Below are 18,548 nucleotides of genomic sequence, written 5' to 3'. Positions count from 1 at the left end.
TTAACGTAATGTTTTAAGTTAATATTTGTAACAAAATAGCGATTATCAGATTTGATATGCTGACTGTTGGGTTGATTATGATATAATTTACCCATTTTGTCCACCAATAAGGTTTATCGATGGGTGCTGACAAACCAATAAATGAATAAGGTAAATCACATGAAAACATCATTAAAATATTTAGCGGGGGTTTCTTTTTTGACTTTGGCTTTGATTGGCTGTGGTAAAAAAGAAAAACCAGAATCTGAACAAATCAAAACTAAAGCGCCAACAGAAGAAGTTGCCACTCCAGAAGTTACTCCAAGACCCTTGATTGATTGTGATAGTCCAAACATCAAAAATAACGTGGTATCTGCTGTTGGCGATGAAATGCTGCAAAATGCTTTATCGCAGGTTAAAGGTAAAAATTTAGAACAGCAGCTAAAATCGCGATTGGCAACAACAGGCATTGAAATTCAAAATGCAGTGTATGAAAATGGCGAATGCCATGCCGATTTGCACGTTGTTTTGTCAGAACAAGATGTTAATTTTATTAATAAGACCTTAGCAAAAGAACGCGTGGCAAGCCTAGAAGAGCAGGCAATTGAAGCAGGCGTGGCGTTGGTTGGTGCCAATCGTTTGGTGTCTAAATTTACCTTTAATGTGGACGGTGAAGCCGTTAGCATTGATACACAAAATCCAATTTTTGCCATTGCCAGTAAAGTTTTGGCAAAAGCTGCCACCGCCATTAATAGTGAAAATCGCACAACGGCACGTCGCGACAATAACAATGCTGGTCACCAAACACACATCGTGCCACCACCAAATGTGCCAATTCGCCAAGCTCCACAGCCTCAACCAATCCCACAGATTCAACAGCAAAGTCGTCCGCCACGTCCTGAAAATGCCATTTTGCAGGATGATGATGTGCCAAAAAATGAACGACAAGCTGATACGGTTCAGCAGGTAGAAAAAACACCAAGTGAAAAACCAGCTACCAAAGCTGATAAACCAGCAGAAACAGCTGCTAAAACTGAAAGTAAGCCTACTGAATCTAAAAAACAACATACACACAATGACAATACCGAGATTACCATTGTGGAAGGCGATGATACGTATTAATTGACCTTCAAAACCATTGTAAAACCCTAAAACAATCACATTAAGGCAAATTTATGACTACATTGCATCTATATGACACGCTGACTGCCCAAAAACGCCCCTTTGTCCCAATGATAGAGGGCAAAGTTGGCATTTATGTCTGTGGTATGACGGTGTATGATTATTGTCATATCGGTCATGCGCGAGTTATGGTTGGGTTTGATGTGATTGTCCGCTGGCTTGGTCAATTGGGTTATGATGTTAATTATGTGCGCAATATTACCGATATTGATGATAAAATTATCAAACGTGCCAACGAAAATGGCGAAAGTATTGGTGAGCTAACAAGTCGCTTTATTAAAGCCATGCATGAAGATGCTGATATTTTAGGCTGTTTGCGTCCTAATCAAGAACCAAAAGCTACCGAATACATCCCCCAAATGCAGACAATGATTGGTAAGCTTTTGGATAAACAGTTAGCTTACCAAGGTGAGAGTGGTGATGTCTATTATGCAGTAGATAAATTTTCTGATTATGGTAAATTATCCAAGCGTCGTCTGGAGCAAATGCAGGCGGGTGCAAGCGAGCGCGTGGATAGCGTTTTAGATAAACATAATCCTTTTGATTTTGTGTTATGGAAAACCGCCAAACCATCAGAACCACACTGGCAGTCACCATTTGGATTGGGTCGCCCAGGCTGGCATATTGAATGTTCGGCAATGAGCACTTGCTGCCTTGGTGAAACCTTTGATATTCATGGTGGTGGTCATGATTTGACTTTTCCTCATCATGAAAATGAAATTGCTCAAAGTGAAGGAGCAACTGGTAAAACCTATGCTAATCATTGGCTGCATGTTGGCTTTGTGAATGTTGATGGCGAAAAAATGAGTAAATCCTTGGGTAATTTTTTTACCATTAAAGATGTGCTCAAAGACTTTCATCCTGAGACGATTCGCTTTTTTATTTTATCCAGCCATTATAGAAATCCAATTAATTTTTCCGACGCAGCTCTTAAAGAAGCTCATAACGCCTTGTCGCGTCTATATCAGGCTTTAAAATCTGCCGAACAATTTGCTGAAATTACCGTTCAAAATACGCTTTGGCAAAATGAATATGGGCAAGCATTTTCTCAAGCTATGAATGATGATTTTAATACTGCCAAAGCCGTAAGTGTTCTGTTTGGTTTGGCTGGTGAAATCAATAAAGCAGCCCGAGATGATAACAAAGAAAAAGTACTGTATTTTGCCTGTTCATTAAAAACCTTGGCGCACTCACTAAACATTACTCAATTGCCGCCACAGAAATTTTTACAAGCCGATGTTAGCGATAATGGACTGTCTGAGCTGCAAATTCTACAAAAAATCGCTGAGCGCAAACAAGCCAAAACCGATAAAAACTTTGCATTGGCTGATAGCATTCGTCAAGAGTTAAAAGCTTTGGGTATCGAGCTAGAAGACAGTCGTACAGGTACAACTTGGCGACGAGTGTAAGTAAAAATTAAAAAATACTTGCATTGTTTTAAAATTTTGCTATAATAGCGCGCCATATAGGGGTATCGCCAAGTTGGTAAGGCATCAGGTTTTGATCCTGACATTCGTTGGTTCGAGTCCAGCTACCCCTGCCATTATATAAAACATAATGTAGCTCCTTTAGTTAGTTGAAAATAAAAAACCAATCCTAGTGATTGGTTTTTTATTTTTTTAAATTATTTTGATTTATGGTAGATTTTTTCAAGCTCATTGATAAGGTCATGGTAATTACTGCTGGACTTTATAACAATTTTGCCTGTTTCATCTATTGCCATAAGTTGATTGTCTTTTTTAAGTATTACTATGATACCTTTATCTTGGCTGTCTTCTGATAAAAATTCAGTTGGTATCAATCGAATACCATCATAGTCTAAAGCAGTAACTGCTTTATTTTTATCATCAATAATGCCATATTTGCCATCTTTTCTGACCAAAAAGTGGTTTTTGCTTAACGCCATAGCTCCGTCGTAAACAATCGGAACAATCACGTCGCCTTTTGTGTTAATAAAACCAGCCTTCGCGTTCATGACTACCATTGCCAAACCAAATTCATTAAAAGTTTCAGCATTTTGATAAACAAAAGGGATTTTGATATTACCATGTTTATCAATATAGCCATTTTTAACCTCGTTAGTTTGAGAGTCAAAAATTTCAGCATGCAATAACCCAAAACGAGAAGGGTTTAAATTGTCGTATTTTGCGGCAATAAGTTCTTTACCTTTACTATCTATTAGCCCATATTTACGACTAGCAGCCCCTGTTTGATTTTGATTGGTTTCATCATCAAGAAAAAAGGTTGCTACGCCTTCTGAAAAATACCCAACAAAACGCTTACTAAATGGCAAAATTTCTCTGCCTTTTATATCAAATAAACCATAGGTCATATCACCATTTTGGTTTTTGGTAACTAAAATAAAGCCATCACTGCGAATATCAACTCTTTCATATTCTGGTTTGATGATGGCTTTACCGCGCCAATCAATCACCCCTTGATGATAAGTGGGGAATTCTTCACCATCATAACGAATGGTTTTGTCTGCCACTTGTTCAACTTGACAGGGTTCTGTTTCTTCCCAGCAAGTGATGCTTTTATAAAACGGCGTTAACATTTCACCCGTGATACTGTCTTGGATGGCGTATTTTTTATCTTTTTGGATAATTTGACTGTGATGAACTTTTGATCTTTTAATCATTTTATCAAATTCAGTTACATTTGCAGTGGCGGGCAAACAAACCAAACATAAAGCTGCAAAAAGCGCAGATAAGCCATAAAATTTCATATTATCTCCTATTTATTGGACATTAATCAAAGACTTATAAACAAAAATATTATAACCAAAATTTATTAGATGTTGTTAAAATATTTCTTTTGATAAAAATTTTTTTCCAAAAAAATCACAAATTATAAAAATAAGTTAAAGTTATTATTTTAGGTGGCATGGCGGGTTTATAGTAAAATTTTTTTTATGACTAATTAAATGTTTGCGCCTTTGACAATCTTTTATTGTAACTGCACAAACTTACACCAAATCCGTTCCTGCTTTGATTGATAGAGTGTGTTAGTTTTGATTGATAGAGTGTGTTAGTTTTGATTGATAGAGTGTGTTAGTTAAGTTTAAAAAGAAGTTTTAAAAACACCAATAAAAAGCAAAAAAATCCATACAATCATAAAAAAGATAAGTTGATAAGATGGTTTTGCTTGCTAATTATGATTGAATAAATTATAATGACCTGCTAATTTCAAACCAATAATGGTCATGATGTTTAGCACTCATAATACCAATTATCTTATAGATTTCAAAGACTAGGCGAAAAAACGTCTGGTCTTTTTTGGTTTTTGGGCAGTGCAAGTTTTCAAGGATATTTTATGCTAAGAATTGCTTATGAAGCCTTAACTTTTGATGATGTACTACTATTACCTGCATATTCTGAAGTTTTGCCAAAAGATACCATTTTAACCACCAGACTCACCAAAGATATTAATTTGAACATTCCTGTAATTTCGTCAGCAATGGACACCGTAACTGAAGCCAAAATGGCAATTGCTATGGCTCAACTGGGCGGTATGGGAATTTTGCATAAAAATATGACCATTGAGCGTCAGGCAAGCCGAGTGCGTCATGTAAAAAAATTTGAATCTGGCACGGTTTCTGACCCTGTGACTGCAACACCTGATGTAACTGTTGGCGAGCTTTTGGCCATCACTAAAAAACACAACATCAGTGGCGTGCCTGTGATTGATGAAAATCGCCACGTAGTAGGTATTGTTACCCATAGAGATTTGCGCTTTGAGACCAATTTGGATTTGCCAGTTGCTAATATTATGACGCCAAAAGAAAAATTGGTAACTGTCAAAGAAGGTGAAAGCACCGAAAATATCAAACGTTTACTACATGAACACCGTATTGAAAAAGTTGTGGTGATTGATGATGAGTTTCGTTTAAAAGGGCTGATTACGGTAAATGACTTTACCAAAGCTGAAAATAACCCTAATTCTTGCAAAGATTCTAAAGGTCGCTTGCGTGTAGGGGCGGCTGTTGGTACGGGTGCAGAAACAGAAGCTCGTGTTGAAGCGTTGTATGATGCAGGTGTTGATGTGATTGTGGTTGATACCGCTCATGGACACAGTAAGGGCGTGATTGACCGTGTCGCATGGGTTAAGAAAAATTATCCTAGTTTGCAAGTGATTGGTGGCAATATTGCTACAGGCGAAGCGGCACTTATGCTTGCAGATGCAGGCGCTGATGCAGTTAAAGTTGGTATTGGACCTGGTTCTATTTGTACTACCCGAATTATTGCAGGAATTGGCGTACCGCAAATTTCTGCGATTGATAACGTAGCAACAGCGTTAAACGAACGCATTCCACTGATTGCCGATGGCGGTATTCGTTTTAGTGGCGATATTGCCAAAGCACTTGCTGCAGGAGCGAGCTGTATTATGGTAGGCAGTCTTTTGGCTGGCACAGAAGAAGCGCCTGGCGATATGGAACTTTATCAAGGTCGTTATTATAAAGCATATCGTGGTATGGGGTCTTTAGGAGCGATGAGTGGACAAAATGGTTCATCTGACCGTTATTTTCAAGACGCAAAAGAAGGTGTAGAAAAACTGGTTCCAGAAGGTATTGAAGGACGTGTACCTTATAAGGGTTCTGTATCAGGGATTATCAGCCAAATGGTTGGAGGACTTCGTTCTAGTATGGGTTATACAGGTTGCAAAACCATTAACGAAATGCGCAGTAAAACCCAGTTTGTTAAAGTAACCTCTGCTGGCATGAAAGAATCTCATGTTCATGACGTGCAAATTACTAAAGAAGCGCCCAATTATCGTCAAAATTGATGATATTTTGATAAAAAATCCGCCTGTTGATTGGGCGGATTTTTTTAGCTGTACTAATATTCATTTAAAATAAAACCACTGATAAACGCAAAATATTCTCTAAGCCAAGAGTGATAACGTGTCTGTAATGGAGTAGGCGCACTTGTTATCGTAAAATTATCAAACCCTTGCTTTTGAGCAATTAGTCGAGTGCGTGGCGCATGAAAATCGCTGGTTACAATAATGATTGGGCTTTGTTTGTTAAGTTGTTTGGTCTGTAAAATTGGCAAGCTGTTTTCTAGGTTTAATTGGGTGCTGGTGCTTTTATCTTCTAATAAAATTTTTTGACCATCAATTTGATAAGTGGTTTTTAAATAATTTGCCATGGCTTGTGCTTCACTGATGGTTTCACCAAAATCAACGCCACCTGTTACCAAAATCCACGCGTTTGGATGATTTTGATGAACAGTAAAAGCAGTATCTAGACGGTTTTTTAATGCCAAAGAAGGTATGCCTTGATTGGCTCTACTGCCTAAAACAATGATAACCGATGGCGTGGTTTGCTGATTTTGATGTGTGATTGTGCTGATTTTTCCAAAAAAGACAAATACGCTGATAAGCCAAAGCCAAAACAGTCCAAAAAACACCTTAATGGATGCACTTAAAAATGGTTTTTGGGCAGCAAATTGCCATAAGTTATCAGCAAATAATCCATAACCAATAAAACCCAGACCAATAAAAAACGGCAAAACAGTGCCCAAATGGATTTTTGATAATAAAAACAAATAAATTGAGTAAATCGCCATAGCAAAACCAATAAAAAGAAGCATATGGCGAAATAAACCGCTGATGTTATCTATCAAAATTAGCCTTTAATACCAGTGTATTTTTCAAAATTTTCAGCGTAATCATCGATGTTATCAGAGAGCATTTTTTGATATTGCTGTGTGCAAAATTCAATAATATCTGCTTTTTCTTTTGCAAAGTCGCTACCCTTAACAAAACCAACGCTAGCAGCCGAAGTTGCAAAACGCGCTGCCGCATAAGTCAATGATGCTGCCACTTGCCCTGAATGCGAATTTGGTGATAAGAGACTGTTGGCAAGAGTGATAAATTGATCAGCTCTTTCAAAAAATGCATGCATGTCTGCAGGCATTTGTGCAACTTGTTCTGAGGGGTCTTGGTTTTGAGTGTTTAAAGCGTCTTTGATGGCTTGATTGAGTGTCTGATTTGACATAATGATTCCTTTGATTATTGACCAAAATTAGCATCGGCTCGCAAAATTTCTGCTTTATCGGTTTTTTCCCAAGTAAATGCAGAATCACTACCATGGCGTCCAAAATGCCCATAACTTGCAGTCATTTGGTACATAGGTTGTAATAAATTTAACATGTGAGTAATGCCATAAGGTCGCAAATCAAAATGTGTGCGAATCAAGCGAATTAATTCATCATTACTGACTTTGCCGGTGTCAAACGTATTAACTGAAATGGATGTTGGTTCAGCAACCCCGATAGCATAACTAACTTGTACTTCAATGCGTTCAGCAAGCCCAGCAGCAACAATGTTTTTGGCAACATAGCGACCGGCATAAGCAGCGCTTCTATCCACTTTGGATGGGTCTTTACCGCTAAATGCGCCACCGCCATGGCGTGCCATGCCACCATAAGTATCTACAATGATTTTTCGCCCGGTCAATCCGGCATCACCAACCGGTCCGCCGATGACAAATTTACCGGTTGGGTTGATGTGATATTTGGTATGGGCATGAAGTAATTCGGTAGGAATGGTTTTTTTGATAATTTCTTCCATGACCGCTTCATGTAAATCTGCTTGCTGAATGTCTGGGTCGTGCTGGGTAGAAACGACCAGTGCATCAATGGCAATAGGGCGATGGTTTTGGTCGTAACGCAAACTAACCTGAGCTTTAGCATCAGGACGTAACCAAGGTAAAATACCTTGTTTTCTAAGACTGGCTTGACGCTCCATTAAGCGATGAGCTAGCTCAATGGGTGCTGGCATCAGCACTTCTGTTTCGGTGGTTGCATAACCAAACATCAAACCTTGGTCACCTGCTCCTTGCTCTTCAGGGTGGCTTCTATCTACGCCCTGTGCAATCTCTGGCGATTGTTTGCCTAACATGTTGATGACGGCACAGCTATTACCATCAAACCCTAAATCTGAATGATTATAACCAATTTTATTCACTGTATCGCGTACAATTGCTTCAACATCTACATTGGCGTGGGTGCTGATTTCTCCAGCTAAAATCACCGCTCCTGTTTTGGTTAAAGTCTCACAGGCAACTCGAGCATTTTTATCTTGGGCTAAAATCGCATCTAAAATCGCATCTGATATCTGGTCTGCCATCTTGTCAGGATGCCCTTCACTGACAGACTCTGAGGTAAATAATGAATAATTCATGATAACAACTTGAAAATAAAGAAAATAATAAAAAAACTTACAAATTTCTGGTCGCTTTTCGTCGTTGGATATTTTCCAATATTAGGCTGGACAGAAAAATAGGCTTTGTAAGGTGGATGCTAAATTTAAAAAACAAAATTTAGAAATATGAAGAGCATTATACGGTAAAACCAACTAAATTACTATGTTTTATCAAAGCCTTTATTTAATAAAATTTGATAAAAAATAAATAAGATGAAAATTAATTATGTTTTAACCAACTATGAGTTTTGCCAGTAAATATCCTATCATACCAATCAGTACCGCAAATCCAGTATTAATGCCTTTTATAGTGGTGATAACAGTTAACACAGCGCCGCATACAGTAGGAAAAATACGTTCACTTGTGGCGTGTTGGATAAAAGGCAAGGTTAAGACGACAGTCATAGCACTAATAATTGCCCCACCAAGTGGCGTAATGGGCGAATCAGGTCGCATAAAAAACCGCATGATTGGCAGTTTATCAGATAACAAAAATGGCAAAACTCGAGATAGTGCGGTTAAAATTACCATCGTAATCACCGCAATTACTAGCAAAATAAATTTGTCTTGGTCAATCATGATTTATCCCTTGAGTCGGTTTTGAAGCAAACTGGCTAAAAACGCACCAACCGCTGCTGCTAAAATTGCCATTTGTGCGTGCCCAAAAAATACACACATCAGTGCAATCAGTCCTGCAAATATAATAATCAGTCGATGGCTGGGGTTTTTATGATAGCTTTGAGCAGTCAAAGAAACAAATAATGCCACAAAAGCAAAATTCATCACTTCATTCATCAAAGGATAAGCTGATAAAATTTTTCCACCAAAAACGCCTGCAACAGTACTTAGCCACCATGATAACCAAGCAGTCAGCGATAATCCCCAAAACCAAGATTTTTGATGGTCAATTTTATCCAAATCCGCTAAAGCGGTCGCAAATACTTCATCAGTAATTAGGGGCGAGGCAGGTAAAATATTTTGATTGGATTTTAGATGACGTTTAATTAGTGGAGCATACAGTAGATGACGACTATCTAATAAAGCACACAGTCCAATCACCGCTCCAATGCTGGCTCCACTAGTCATGGATGCCAAAAGCAAAAATTGACTGGCGCCAGCATAAATAAATACACTCATAAAAATGGCAATCCATGCAGGCATGCCTGCAGATGCACAAGCCAGCCCAAAGGCAATGCCAACAGGAATATAACCTAAAGTGATTGGAATGGCAGACTGACAACCTTTTAAAAACGCATGTGTAGTCATGATAATCCAGTTTTATAACAAATCAAGGATGAAATTACAGGCAATTATTAAGTTTGTTACACATATCTAAAAGACGATTAGCGTAACCAACTTCATTGTCATACCACGCCATGATTTTAAAGGCTGTGCCCGCCTGCATGATGTATTCATCATCCACAACCAAAGAATGAGTATCGCCAATAAAATCACTAGAAACCAGTGGCAATTCATTATAAGCCATAATGCTTTTTAAAGACGTTTGGCTTGCAGTTTTTAATTGTGTTTTTAATTCATCAAGTTTAACATATCGGTTAAACGTTACTGTAATATCAATACAAGCCACATTGATTGTTGGGACACGTATTGAATAGCCATTTATTTTACCATCAAGGTGGGGCATGACTTGTAGGGTGGCGTTGATGCTGCTTGAGGTGGTGGGAATCATATTATGCCCTGCAGCACGAGCTCTTCGTAAATCACGGTGGGCTTGGTCTAGCACCATTTGGTCGGCGGTAGTGGCATGGATTTCGGTCATTAAAACACTATTTAAACCAAAGACATTATCTAAAGTAAATAGTAGCGGTACTAAGGCTTGGGTAGTGCAAGAAACCCCAGAGATGATTGGTAATTTTTTAGATAAAACGTTATCATTAACTCCCATTACCACACAAGCGTCCACATAATCAAATGGCGCCGCTCCAATAATTACTTGTCTTGCGCCAGCTTTAAGATGTAGATTGGCTTTTTTGTAGGAGCGAAAATGCCCCGTACATTCAAGTACGATATTTATCTTAAACGCTTTCCAAGGTAGTTTTTGCGGTTCTGGCTCATTAAGTAAAAATATTTTTGCAATTTGGTTTTTTCTACAGATTTTTAAAACAAACACCCCATCTGTGTTTTCAATATCTGCGCTCATACCTATTTTAGCAAGACTGCCATGAGTGCTATCAAAATTTAATAAATGCAGTAGTGTTTTTGGGTCGGCGACATCGTTGATAGCAACAATTGGTATTTTAGATATATCATCTAAACGCTGTAAATAAGTGCGTAAAACAGTGCGTCCGATTCGTCCAAAGCCATTAAGAGCAATTAACATATATTGTTACCATAAGTTTTAAGTAAGTTGTGATGCTTTGATGATAGGCTATACATAATAATCACATAATTATCATATATCATCATTATGCATAATGTCCTAAGTCAGTAATATTATCCAATATAATCAATGCCAACAAAACTCTTTGTTGGGAGTATCGTTTTTGAAGTTTTTGATAAATAGGATAAGCTTTTGGGGTTTCATGACGTTCAATGATTTCTTTGTAAATAGGAAACATATCTTGATATTGCTGCCCATCAATTAAATGATAATAATTATGATACCCTTCTTCTTGAATTAGCTGTCTTATATGAGAGATGATGGTGTCGAGGGTTAAAGAACGGGTTTTTGCAATGGATTCAAGTGTTAATCCTTGTCCAATTAATTCTTTGGTTTTGTTTATAGTGGAGGTTTTGGATTTTTTATGATGATTGTGATTGTCTATGATATCTGACAAGATTTTGATTTTATTTGATTTTTTACTGGAGTGCTGAAAGTCATTGATATCATCATAGCCAATAAACGATTTTTGCTGTTGCTTAATGGTTTTTGTATCCATTTCTAAAAATGCTTTTTCATGCTGCCTGCCAAGTTCAAGCAATCTTTGGTTTGCCCGAAAGACAAAATTATCCAACCATAAACTTCGTTGATTCAGTCCTAAAAGTTTTAAGCCATCAAGACTACGCAGGCGAGATAATGCCACATAGCCTTGCCCTGTCTCAAAAGTACGCGATAAATCAATCTCAGCAGCATCTAATGTCATACCTTGGGATTTGTGGACAGTGATTGCCCAAGCTAAACACAGCGGTACTTGAGAATAGTATGCTAGCACTTCACCATTATTGTTTTCAGTCACCCATTCTTCGGGTTTGGCAAGAATGGTTTTTCCAGAATTTAAACGTATCACTGGATATTTTGGAGTAGTATCATCTTTTGTATCTATATCATCATCAAAATCATAAGCCATCAGTGGTGCAAAATCTACAATGGTGCCAATAGAACCATTGTAAACGTCAAGTTCGGGGTCATTTTTGACATACATAACTCTTGCTCCCACTTTTAAAGTTAAGCACTCGGGAGCTTTGACGCCTTTTTTTAAAGCATCGGTCAGTTTTGTATCGCCTTGACAAGTCGCTTCATAAGTAAATTCGTCTGCATCAATATCATCAAGCTGGTTTTGATTGATTTTATCAACATTGGCATTGTGTGTATAAAGGCGCGTGCAGGTGTCATCGATGTGATTGTTTTTGGTATTTAACAGGGTTTCAATGGCAAACGTACTCACCTCTTGGGCGCGAATCTGGTTTAAAATTTGATTAAGAGTAATGCCATATTTTTTGATTTCATCTTGGTTGGTTTGGCGGTGCTGCTCATCTAAATAACAAATTTTAAAATCAGCACCAAGCCATGCTTTTGCCATAAACGCATATTTTTCTTTATTGTCATTACCTGTTTTATCAATGGGCGGTAACTGAAAAAAATCGCCGCAAAATATGACTTGTACGCCGCCAAATGGTTGTGAGTTTTTTCTGATGATGCATAAAATCTCATCCAATAAATCCACTTGTTTGGCGTGTAGCATCGAAATTTCATCAACAATCAACACTTGTGTATCAGTGAGTCTTTGCACGAGCAAATGATGTTTTTTTATGCGTTTAAAATCATCATCTTCAAAACGGTCTTTGATACCCATGCCAGCCCATGCGTGAATAGTCATGCCATTCATATGTGTTGCAGCAATACCAGTACTGGCGGTAATGGCAACCTTGATGGAATGTTTGCGTAGATATTTGATGTATTGATTTAAGATATAAGTTTTGCCTGCGCCTGCTTGCCCTGTTAAAAAAATATTTTTTCCTGTTTTTAACATTTCCAGTGCGGTTTTTTGTCTCATCAAAAAATTCCTTTGTTACGATTGTGCTAGCAAAACCAGCTTGTATTATTTAGGCAATTGCGGTGGTTTGTCAGGCTTGGGTAGAGATGTTTTTGCATTATTCTCATTGGTATTTGTTTGAGTGGACTCAGCTTTTTTTAAACTTAGTCTACGCACGGCAGAATGGTGGGGAATCTGAGTTTCTTTGGTAACTTCATCAAAAATAATGCGTCCTTCACTATCCAGTTTATCATATTTAACGGATTGATTTCGTGGAATAAAAAAGTTAAGCGGGCTGGTAATCAGGTGTTTTACGATAATGAAAAAAAGTTCCTGACCTTGGCTGTAACGAACCTCTTTAGAACGCAGCGCCACCATCAAAGACAAAGAAAAGCTCACCAAAAGGTTAATTAAACCAATCAATAAAACCCCAATAAAGGAATAAATTGCCAATCCCCATGTTAAATCTTGCTTGGAAATAAAATACAGTCCATGCACAAAGTTTGCTGATGCAAATGCAATATGACGAATGTCTAATGGCAATCCTAAAATATAACCAACGGTTCCTGTGCTGCCCAAAAAACATCCAAAAATAAAATTCCCCATAATTGCCCCAAGATTTGCTTCAACAAATTGGGAAAACTTGTCTAAAGAATTTTTAGGTAATAAATATGCAAGCAGTTTATGATGTTTAATGCGTTCACCAATTTTATTGTGTATGGCTAAATTGTCATAATATCCAGAGATAAGCCCTGCTAAAAATAGCAGCACGCCTGCAATGGCGGCGTGTGGTAGCGATAACGACCTTAAAGGGTCTAAATCGTGCAACAAATGACCTGCCATATGCGTATCAATCATGGGTTGTCCATAACGTACGCCATAAAAATAAGCCACCATAAAGGCAACAGGCATTGCAATGGAGATATTACCAATAATCGCAATAAACTGCGTTCGCATGATGTCCACGATAAGCTCAGCTAATTTGGTTAGCTGCTTATTTCTACCTTTTTTATCTTCATCGTCTTTAATAGTGGAAGCAATTGCAGCAGCGGTCATAGCAGGCTGTTTGGTGGCGACCGTTCCACCTACCACATGAATGCTAACAAATCCAAGACCATAAATCATGCTATTGACAAATGCTCGTCCAATTGGCGCTAATGTAAGTTCATAAGACAGTGTTTTTAAAGTTGCCATAAACCCAATAAATAACCCTCCAAGTGCCGCCTTTTGGTACATTTTTTGGTAGCCAACTTTGTCAGTACTGATATAGTGTTCACCCACTCGACTGGCGTTTTCGGTAATTTTTTGAGATAGCAGTTTGGTATTGTTTTGGATAAGCCAACCAAAACTGTAGCGTGTTTTGGCGGTACAAACGCTGTTTTGAATTAAACTAATAATGGCTTTATTGCGTATCTTGCCACCTTGCAACAAATCAAGCAATAAACGCATACGCAAAATACTTTGCTCAAGTCGCACTAACATATTAGTCATGCGAATGGAAATGCCTGTTTGATAGATGCGTTTACGAATGTTATCTACAATGGTTTGGCATTGGTCTAACATAACAAGCAGTTGGGAAGGGTCAGCATCTTGCTCAGGTTTGGTGTCAATTAATGTGTCTAAATTATGCAATTTACGGTAATTATCCACAAACTCCAAAACTTCTTGATTTTGAGCAGTAAAAATCGCCGTAATGGTCATAGCAGGGTGAGTGGCAATGATGTTGGGGTGTAGCCCAATACCATTGATGCGATAGGATAAAATTATCAGTGCGTTTAATACACCATTTTTTGCAATGGCAACATACTGCAAATCGCTGTTATCTGCTTGAATTAGCGAAATTAAACTTTCCCAATTTTCCATACTAATCAGCCCAAGCCATTCTTTATCATTGGGCTGGTCAAATAAATAATCAATCAGTTCAATTAGGGCGTCTTTTTCAGATAATAATGGTAAAAAACGATGTCCAATCAATTTACGAATGCTGTAAGCAAAGCCATCATCAGAAGCAATGCCCATATCAGCATAAAATAATATTTGCTTGTAGTTATCCAAAAGTCTGATGATAAAATTAGCAAGCGAGCTTGCCAGATTTGGGTGTTGGTGTAAAATCTCTATCAGTTGCGTGATGTTGGCGTTGATTTGAGCCTCATCATTGCCGCGTACTCTTAAAGCATCAATTAAGCGCTTTAGTGAAGCAGGTTCGGGAATTTCACGCAGCGCAGCAATGTATTGTAAGATATGAAAGAAACTTTGAGAATGATCAGACACGTTTTACCTTATAATAATGACACTTATATTATGAGCCTAACTATTGTAACACAGCCAAAACTGCGTGAAAAACCAAAAGGCTAAATCAAACCAGTTGTTTATCAGAGTTATCTATAGAACCAAACCTATTTTTATTTAGTTAATGACCGTGATAGTTTGTTGGGTCTTTTTCGCTATTTTGTGCTAATGGTAAGTCAAAAAATGCTTGTAAAATATGCTGCCGAGCCTGTGAATAATAATCAAACTGTTCACAGGTTTTTTCCAAACTGCCCAGCCATAAAGGAATGTTACCCTTCATGGTATTAAAACGGTTTTTGGGTAAATCAGGCATGGTTTTAGCGTATTCAACACACAATTGGGCATCTGTACGATTATTGCAAACCAAAGCCATATCGCAACCTGCTTGTATGGCAGCTTGAACGCGCATATCAGCTCCGCCTGCCACATGGGCCGCTTTCATGGAGAGGTCATCACTAAAAATTACCCCATCAAAACCTAGACGACCTCGTAAAATATCCTGAAGCCAAATTTTAGAAAAACCAGCAGGTTTATCATCTACTTGGCAAAAAATTACATGAGCGGGCATGATGGCATCAAGTTTGGGGAGATTTTTAATAAAAGTTATGCCATCACATGCCCAAATTTCATCAAAACTACGATGGTCTACGGCATCAGCAACATGTGAATCAGGAGCAATAGAGCCATGACCTGGAAAATGTTTGCCAGTGGATTTCATACCAGCATGTTTCATGCCATTAATAAAACAATCAGCCAATACATTAATCACATCAGGATGTTGATGAAAGGCTCTATCACCAATAACAAGACTGCAACCATCAATATCCAAAACAGGTGCAAAACTAAAATCAACACCAACTGCAAGCACTTCACATGCCATCAAATAACCAGCATCATAAGCCAACGCTTGAGCGTGTTTTGGATTTTTGTCATATAGTTTTCCTAGTTTTCCCATTGCAGGCAGTGGGGTAAAACCTTGATGAAAACGAGCGACTCGCCCACCTTCTTGGTCAACAGCAATCAATAAATTAGGGTTGATGTTTCGCATTTCATCTGTTAAAGCACGCACTTGAGCAGGCGTGTCTACATTACGAGCAAATAAAATCATGCCACCAATTTCTTTATTTGCCAGAAAAACTTTATCTTCATCGTCCAACACATGACCAGCTACGTCTGCCATGATAATGCCTGTTGCCATAAATATCAGCCTTAAGTTTTAAAAAATTTAATGCGCTATTATGCCACGATTTTTCTTAATTGTGTCTGTTGGCATAAAAATTGCTAACAAAAACAATCATCACGGTAAGATTTTTTTGTGATAATATAGCCATTTTGAAACACAAATTGAGATAAATTATGTCTAAATCCCAATATTTTTTATCGGGGCTAACTACGATTGTTGCCAGCGCAGTATTTATTCAAAGTTACACCACAGTTGCCCAAGCCGCTGACAAGGTAGGTTTTGAGCCAAATATTGAACAAAAAATAACCACTCGTCAAGTTGCACTGTTTCTGGACCGCTTACACTATTTAAAAACGCCTCTAAATAAGGAAATGGGCGCAAAAGTTTTATCATCTTATTATGATGCTCTTGACCCAAATCGTACACTATTTTTGCAATCAGATATTGATGAATTTAATAAAAAATACGCTGACACTTTTGCTGACCGCTTAAAACGGGGTGATTTGTCTGCAGGAATTGAAGTGTATGAACGTTATCGTACTCGTTCTAACGAATATTACAACTACGCCAAAAAATTCTTAGCTGGTGATGTCAATCTAAAAACCAATAAATCCATTATCTTAGACCGTGAAAAAGCTGACCGTTTCATCGATAAAAAAGAGCAATTGGATTATTGGCAAAATCAGATTACTTATGCGTTAATTGGTATTACGCTTAGTAAAGAAGAAGACAGTGCCAAAGATAAAGCGTTTTTGGAAAATCCAGATTTGACCCGTGGACACGATTTGGTCAAGGGTGATGAGCGTAACCCTAAAGAGGTGCTAATTAATCGTTTATCGCGCCAGCAAGGTCAGCTTGAGCGCATTAAAAACGATGAAATCATGGAAACGATTTTAAATACTGCCATGATGACTTATGACCCTCATAGCAATTACTTTGCGCCTGTGCAAGCCAATGAACTGCAAATCCAGTCTAATTTGCAACTAGAAGGCATTGGCGTATCAATTAGACCTGACCGTAAAAATCCTGACTATACTAAAATTGTTTCGTTGGTTGATGGTGGACCTGCCGCCAAAACAGGACAGGTGCGAGCCAACGACCTGATTATTGGAGTCGCCCAAGATGGACAACCAATGGTTGATGTGGTTGGCTGGTCAGTGCACGAAATTGTCTCGGTGATTCGTGGTGCTCGTGGCACCAGTGTTACCATTAGGGTAAAACAGCCCAATACTCCAGACAGCTCTGCACGTAATGTGTTGATTGTGCGTGATGTAATTGAACAAGAAGAATCGGGTGTTCAGCATCGAGTTATTGATGTGCCATATCAAGGCAAGACCAAAAAAGTTGGCGTGATTGAAATTCCTAGTTTTTATCTTAATTTTCAAGCACGTAAAAAAGGTGAAAGTGATTATCGTGCTGTCAGCCAAGACGTTGAGAAAGCTTTAAAAGAATTAAATACCAAAAAATTAGACGGTTTGGTGGTGGATTTACGCAATAATCCCGGCGGCTCTTTAGATGAAGTAACCAAAATGCTGGGTTTGTTTGTCAAAGAAGGTCCATTAGTACAGATTCGTGATAATCAAGGACGCATCCAAGTTTATAAAGATGAAGATGGCGGTAAGCAGTTGTACACAGGAGATATGGTGGTGTTGATTAATTTGGCATCCGCATCCGCATCTGAAATTTTTGCTGCTACTATTCAAGACTATGGACGCGGTTTGGTGGTTGGTAGTACAACCACAGGAAAAGGCTCGGCACAAGTCCAGCGTGATGATTTAGCGCTAGGCTCAGCAACCTTGACTCAGCGTAAATTCTACCGTGTAAATGGTGGTAGCACTCAAAATAAAGGCGTTGTTCCGGATATTGAATTGGTTAATATCTATGAAGGCATGGAAATTGGCGAACGCGAATATAAAAACCCTTTGGAATGGGATACCATTAATTCCACTGATTTTAAAGCAGAAGGTAAATATTCCAAATCGTTAATTGATAGTTTGATTGAAAAATCCAACACTCGTCAAAAACAAAATCCACAGTTTAAATATTTGCAAGAAGTCAATAACATACGTCTTGCCGAAGATGACAAAAAACCAGTGGATGTAAATATTGATAAGCGCCGTTTGAGAACTCAAATGGTGGAAAAGAAAATGCTAATGGCAGAAAATATGCGCCGTCAAGCTGTAGGTGAAAAACCTTATGTGGATTGGACGACTTATCAAGCCAGTATTGATGCACTTAGCGAAGAACGCAGTTTGCTAAAAGAAAATCAGCGCCCAAAACTGCCCGAAGATGAAGCATATGTAATAGAAGCAGCAACATTGATGTTTGATGCTAAAAACACCAATGGTCAAAAATAGCCAAAACTATTTATTGAATAGGGGTTTGGTGAGATATCTTAGATTAAAATTTTACTAGGTAAATCACCAAAAACTTGTTATAATCAACAAAATTTGCCACACAAATTTATTTGTATTTACTTTGTAATTTAGGAG

General features: G+C 38.1%; 14 protein-coding genes and 1 tRNA gene. 5 read left to right on the top strand and 10 right to left on the bottom strand.

Features of this window, described 5'->3' with window-relative positions; genetic code table 11:
• Positions 1–159 precede the first annotated feature (159 nt).
• The 3 genes from ACZBKJ_RS05795 (at position 160) to ACZBKJ_RS05785 (ending at position 2,704) form a co-directional block, all read left to right on the top strand.
• On the top strand, positions 160–1,101 hold the full coding sequence (locus ACZBKJ_RS05795) for a hypothetical protein (protein WP_463200002.1): 942 nt from the start codon (positions 160–162) through the stop codon (positions 1,099–1,101).
• Between the two features lie 53 nt (positions 1,102–1,154).
• The gene (gene cysS / locus ACZBKJ_RS05790) at positions 1,155–2,570 is read left to right on the top strand and encodes a cysteine--tRNA ligase (protein ID WP_463200001.1); all 1,416 of its coding nucleotides are present in this window, start codon (positions 1,155–1,157) and stop codon (positions 2,568–2,570) included.
• A 58-nt stretch (positions 2,571–2,628) separates the two neighbouring features.
• Positions 2,629–2,704, top strand: a tRNA-Gln gene (locus tag ACZBKJ_RS05785).
• An 81-nt stretch (positions 2,705–2,785) separates the two neighbouring features.
• On the opposite strand, the gene ACZBKJ_RS05780 is transcribed toward ACZBKJ_RS05785, so the two are convergent.
• Entirely contained in the window at positions 2,786–3,889 is a 1,104-nt protein-coding gene (locus ACZBKJ_RS05780) for a WG repeat-containing protein (protein ID WP_463200000.1), read from the bottom strand.
• Between the two features lie 587 nt (positions 3,890–4,476).
• Between ACZBKJ_RS05780 and guaB the strand changes: the two genes are divergently transcribed.
• Positions 4,477–5,946: an IMP dehydrogenase gene (gene guaB / locus ACZBKJ_RS05775; protein ID WP_463199999.1), complete on the top strand. Its 1,470-nt coding sequence runs from the start codon at positions 4,477–4,479 to the stop codon at positions 5,944–5,946.
• 53 nt (positions 5,947–5,999) lie between these two features.
• Here the strand turns inward: guaB and ACZBKJ_RS05770 are convergent, their stop codons facing one another.
• From ACZBKJ_RS05770 to nagZ, 9 genes are all read right to left on the bottom strand, one after another.
• On the bottom strand, positions 6,000–6,788 hold the full coding sequence (locus ACZBKJ_RS05770; protein ID WP_463199998.1) for a YdcF family protein: 789 nt from the start codon (positions 6,786–6,788) through the stop codon (positions 6,000–6,002).
• A 2-nt stretch (positions 6,789–6,790) separates the two neighbouring features.
• Entirely contained in the window at positions 6,791–7,081 is a 291-nt protein-coding gene (locus ACZBKJ_RS05765; RefSeq protein WP_463200056.1) for a DUF3144 domain-containing protein, read from the bottom strand.
• Positions 7,082–7,176: 95 nt separating this feature from the next.
• Positions 7,177–8,349, bottom strand: coding sequence for a methionine adenosyltransferase (gene metK, locus ACZBKJ_RS05760; protein ID WP_463199997.1), 1,173 nt, complete (start codon positions 8,347–8,349; stop codon positions 7,177–7,179).
• Between the two features lie 252 nt (positions 8,350–8,601).
• Complete coding sequence (locus ACZBKJ_RS05755) at positions 8,602–8,949, bottom strand: AzlD domain-containing protein (RefSeq protein ID WP_463199996.1); 348 nt, start codon at positions 8,947–8,949, stop codon at positions 8,602–8,604.
• Between the two features lie 3 nt (positions 8,950–8,952).
• The gene (locus ACZBKJ_RS05750) at positions 8,953–9,636 is read right to left on the bottom strand and encodes an AzlC family ABC transporter permease (RefSeq protein ID WP_463199995.1); all 684 of its coding nucleotides are present in this window, start codon (positions 9,634–9,636) and stop codon (positions 8,953–8,955) included.
• Between the two features lie 34 nt (positions 9,637–9,670).
• Positions 9,671–10,711 (bottom strand): type I glyceraldehyde-3-phosphate dehydrogenase, encoded by a 1,041-nt coding sequence (locus ACZBKJ_RS05745; RefSeq protein WP_463199994.1) that lies wholly within the window; start codon positions 10,709–10,711, stop codon positions 9,671–9,673.
• Between the two features lie 85 nt (positions 10,712–10,796).
• Positions 10,797–12,605, bottom strand: a complete 1,809-nt coding sequence (locus ACZBKJ_RS05740; RefSeq protein ID WP_463199993.1) for an AAA family ATPase — start codon at positions 12,603–12,605, stop codon at positions 10,797–10,799.
• A 45-nt stretch (positions 12,606–12,650) separates the two neighbouring features.
• Positions 12,651–14,855 carry a site-specific recombinase gene (locus ACZBKJ_RS05735; protein WP_463199992.1) on the bottom strand — a complete coding sequence of 735 codons (2,205 nt, stop codon included), beginning with the start codon at positions 14,853–14,855 and terminating at the stop codon, positions 12,651–12,653.
• Between the two features lie 139 nt (positions 14,856–14,994).
• A complete protein-coding gene (gene nagZ / locus ACZBKJ_RS05730; protein WP_463199991.1) occupies positions 14,995–16,071 on the bottom strand; it encodes a beta-N-acetylhexosaminidase in 1,077 nt (358 codons plus the stop codon).
• A gap of 158 nt (positions 16,072–16,229) precedes the next feature.
• Here nagZ and ACZBKJ_RS05725 point away from each other — a divergent pair, with 158 nt between their 5' ends.
• Positions 16,230–18,413 carry a carboxy terminal-processing peptidase gene (locus tag ACZBKJ_RS05725; protein WP_463199990.1) on the top strand — a complete coding sequence of 728 codons (2,184 nt, stop codon included), beginning with the start codon at positions 16,230–16,232 and terminating at the stop codon, positions 18,411–18,413.
• The last annotated feature ends 135 nt before the right edge of the window (positions 18,414–18,548 follow it).

This window comes from Moraxella sp. I5G (assembly GCF_055193055.1).
Note: the sequence above shows the minus strand (reverse complement) of the source record. Positions and strands in the feature narration are given on the sequence as shown.

Bases quoted from the DNA above. Each gene is read 5' to 3' on its own strand.
- ACZBKJ_RS05795 (WP_463200002.1), top strand. From the start codon at position 160: ATGAAAACATCATTAAAATATTTAGCGGGGGTTTCTTTTTTGACTTTG.
- cysS (WP_463200001.1), top strand. From the start codon at position 1,155: ATGACTACATTGCATCTATATGACACGCTGACTGCCCAAAAACGCCCC.
- ACZBKJ_RS05780 (WP_463200000.1), bottom strand. From the start codon at position 3,889: ATGAAATTTTATGGCTTATCTGCGCTTTTTGCAGCTTTATGTTTGGTT.
- guaB (WP_463199999.1), top strand. From the start codon at position 4,477: ATGCTAAGAATTGCTTATGAAGCCTTAACTTTTGATGATGTACTACTA.
- ACZBKJ_RS05765 (WP_463200056.1), bottom strand. From the start codon at position 7,081: ATGCCTGCAGACATGCATGCATTTTTTGAAAGAGCTGATCAATTTATC.
- metK (WP_463199997.1), bottom strand. From the start codon at position 8,349: ATGAATTATTCATTATTTACCTCAGAGTCTGTCAGTGAAGGGCATCCT.
- ACZBKJ_RS05755 (WP_463199996.1), bottom strand. From the start codon at position 8,949: ATGATTGACCAAGACAAATTTATTTTGCTAGTAATTGCGGTGATTACG.
- ACZBKJ_RS05750 (WP_463199995.1), bottom strand. From the start codon at position 9,636: ATGACTACACATGCGTTTTTAAAAGGTTGTCAGTCTGCCATTCCAATC.
- ACZBKJ_RS05745 (WP_463199994.1), bottom strand. From the start codon at position 10,711: ATGTTAATTGCTCTTAATGGCTTTGGACGAATCGGACGCACTGTTTTA.
- ACZBKJ_RS05740 (WP_463199993.1), bottom strand. From the start codon at position 12,605: ATGAGACAAAAAACCGCACTGGAAATGTTAAAAACAGGAAAAAATATT.
- nagZ (WP_463199991.1), bottom strand. From the start codon at position 16,071: ATGGCAACAGGCATTATCATGGCAGACGTAGCTGGTCATGTGTTGGAC.
- ACZBKJ_RS05725 (WP_463199990.1), top strand. From the start codon at position 16,230: ATGTCTAAATCCCAATATTTTTTATCGGGGCTAACTACGATTGTTGCC.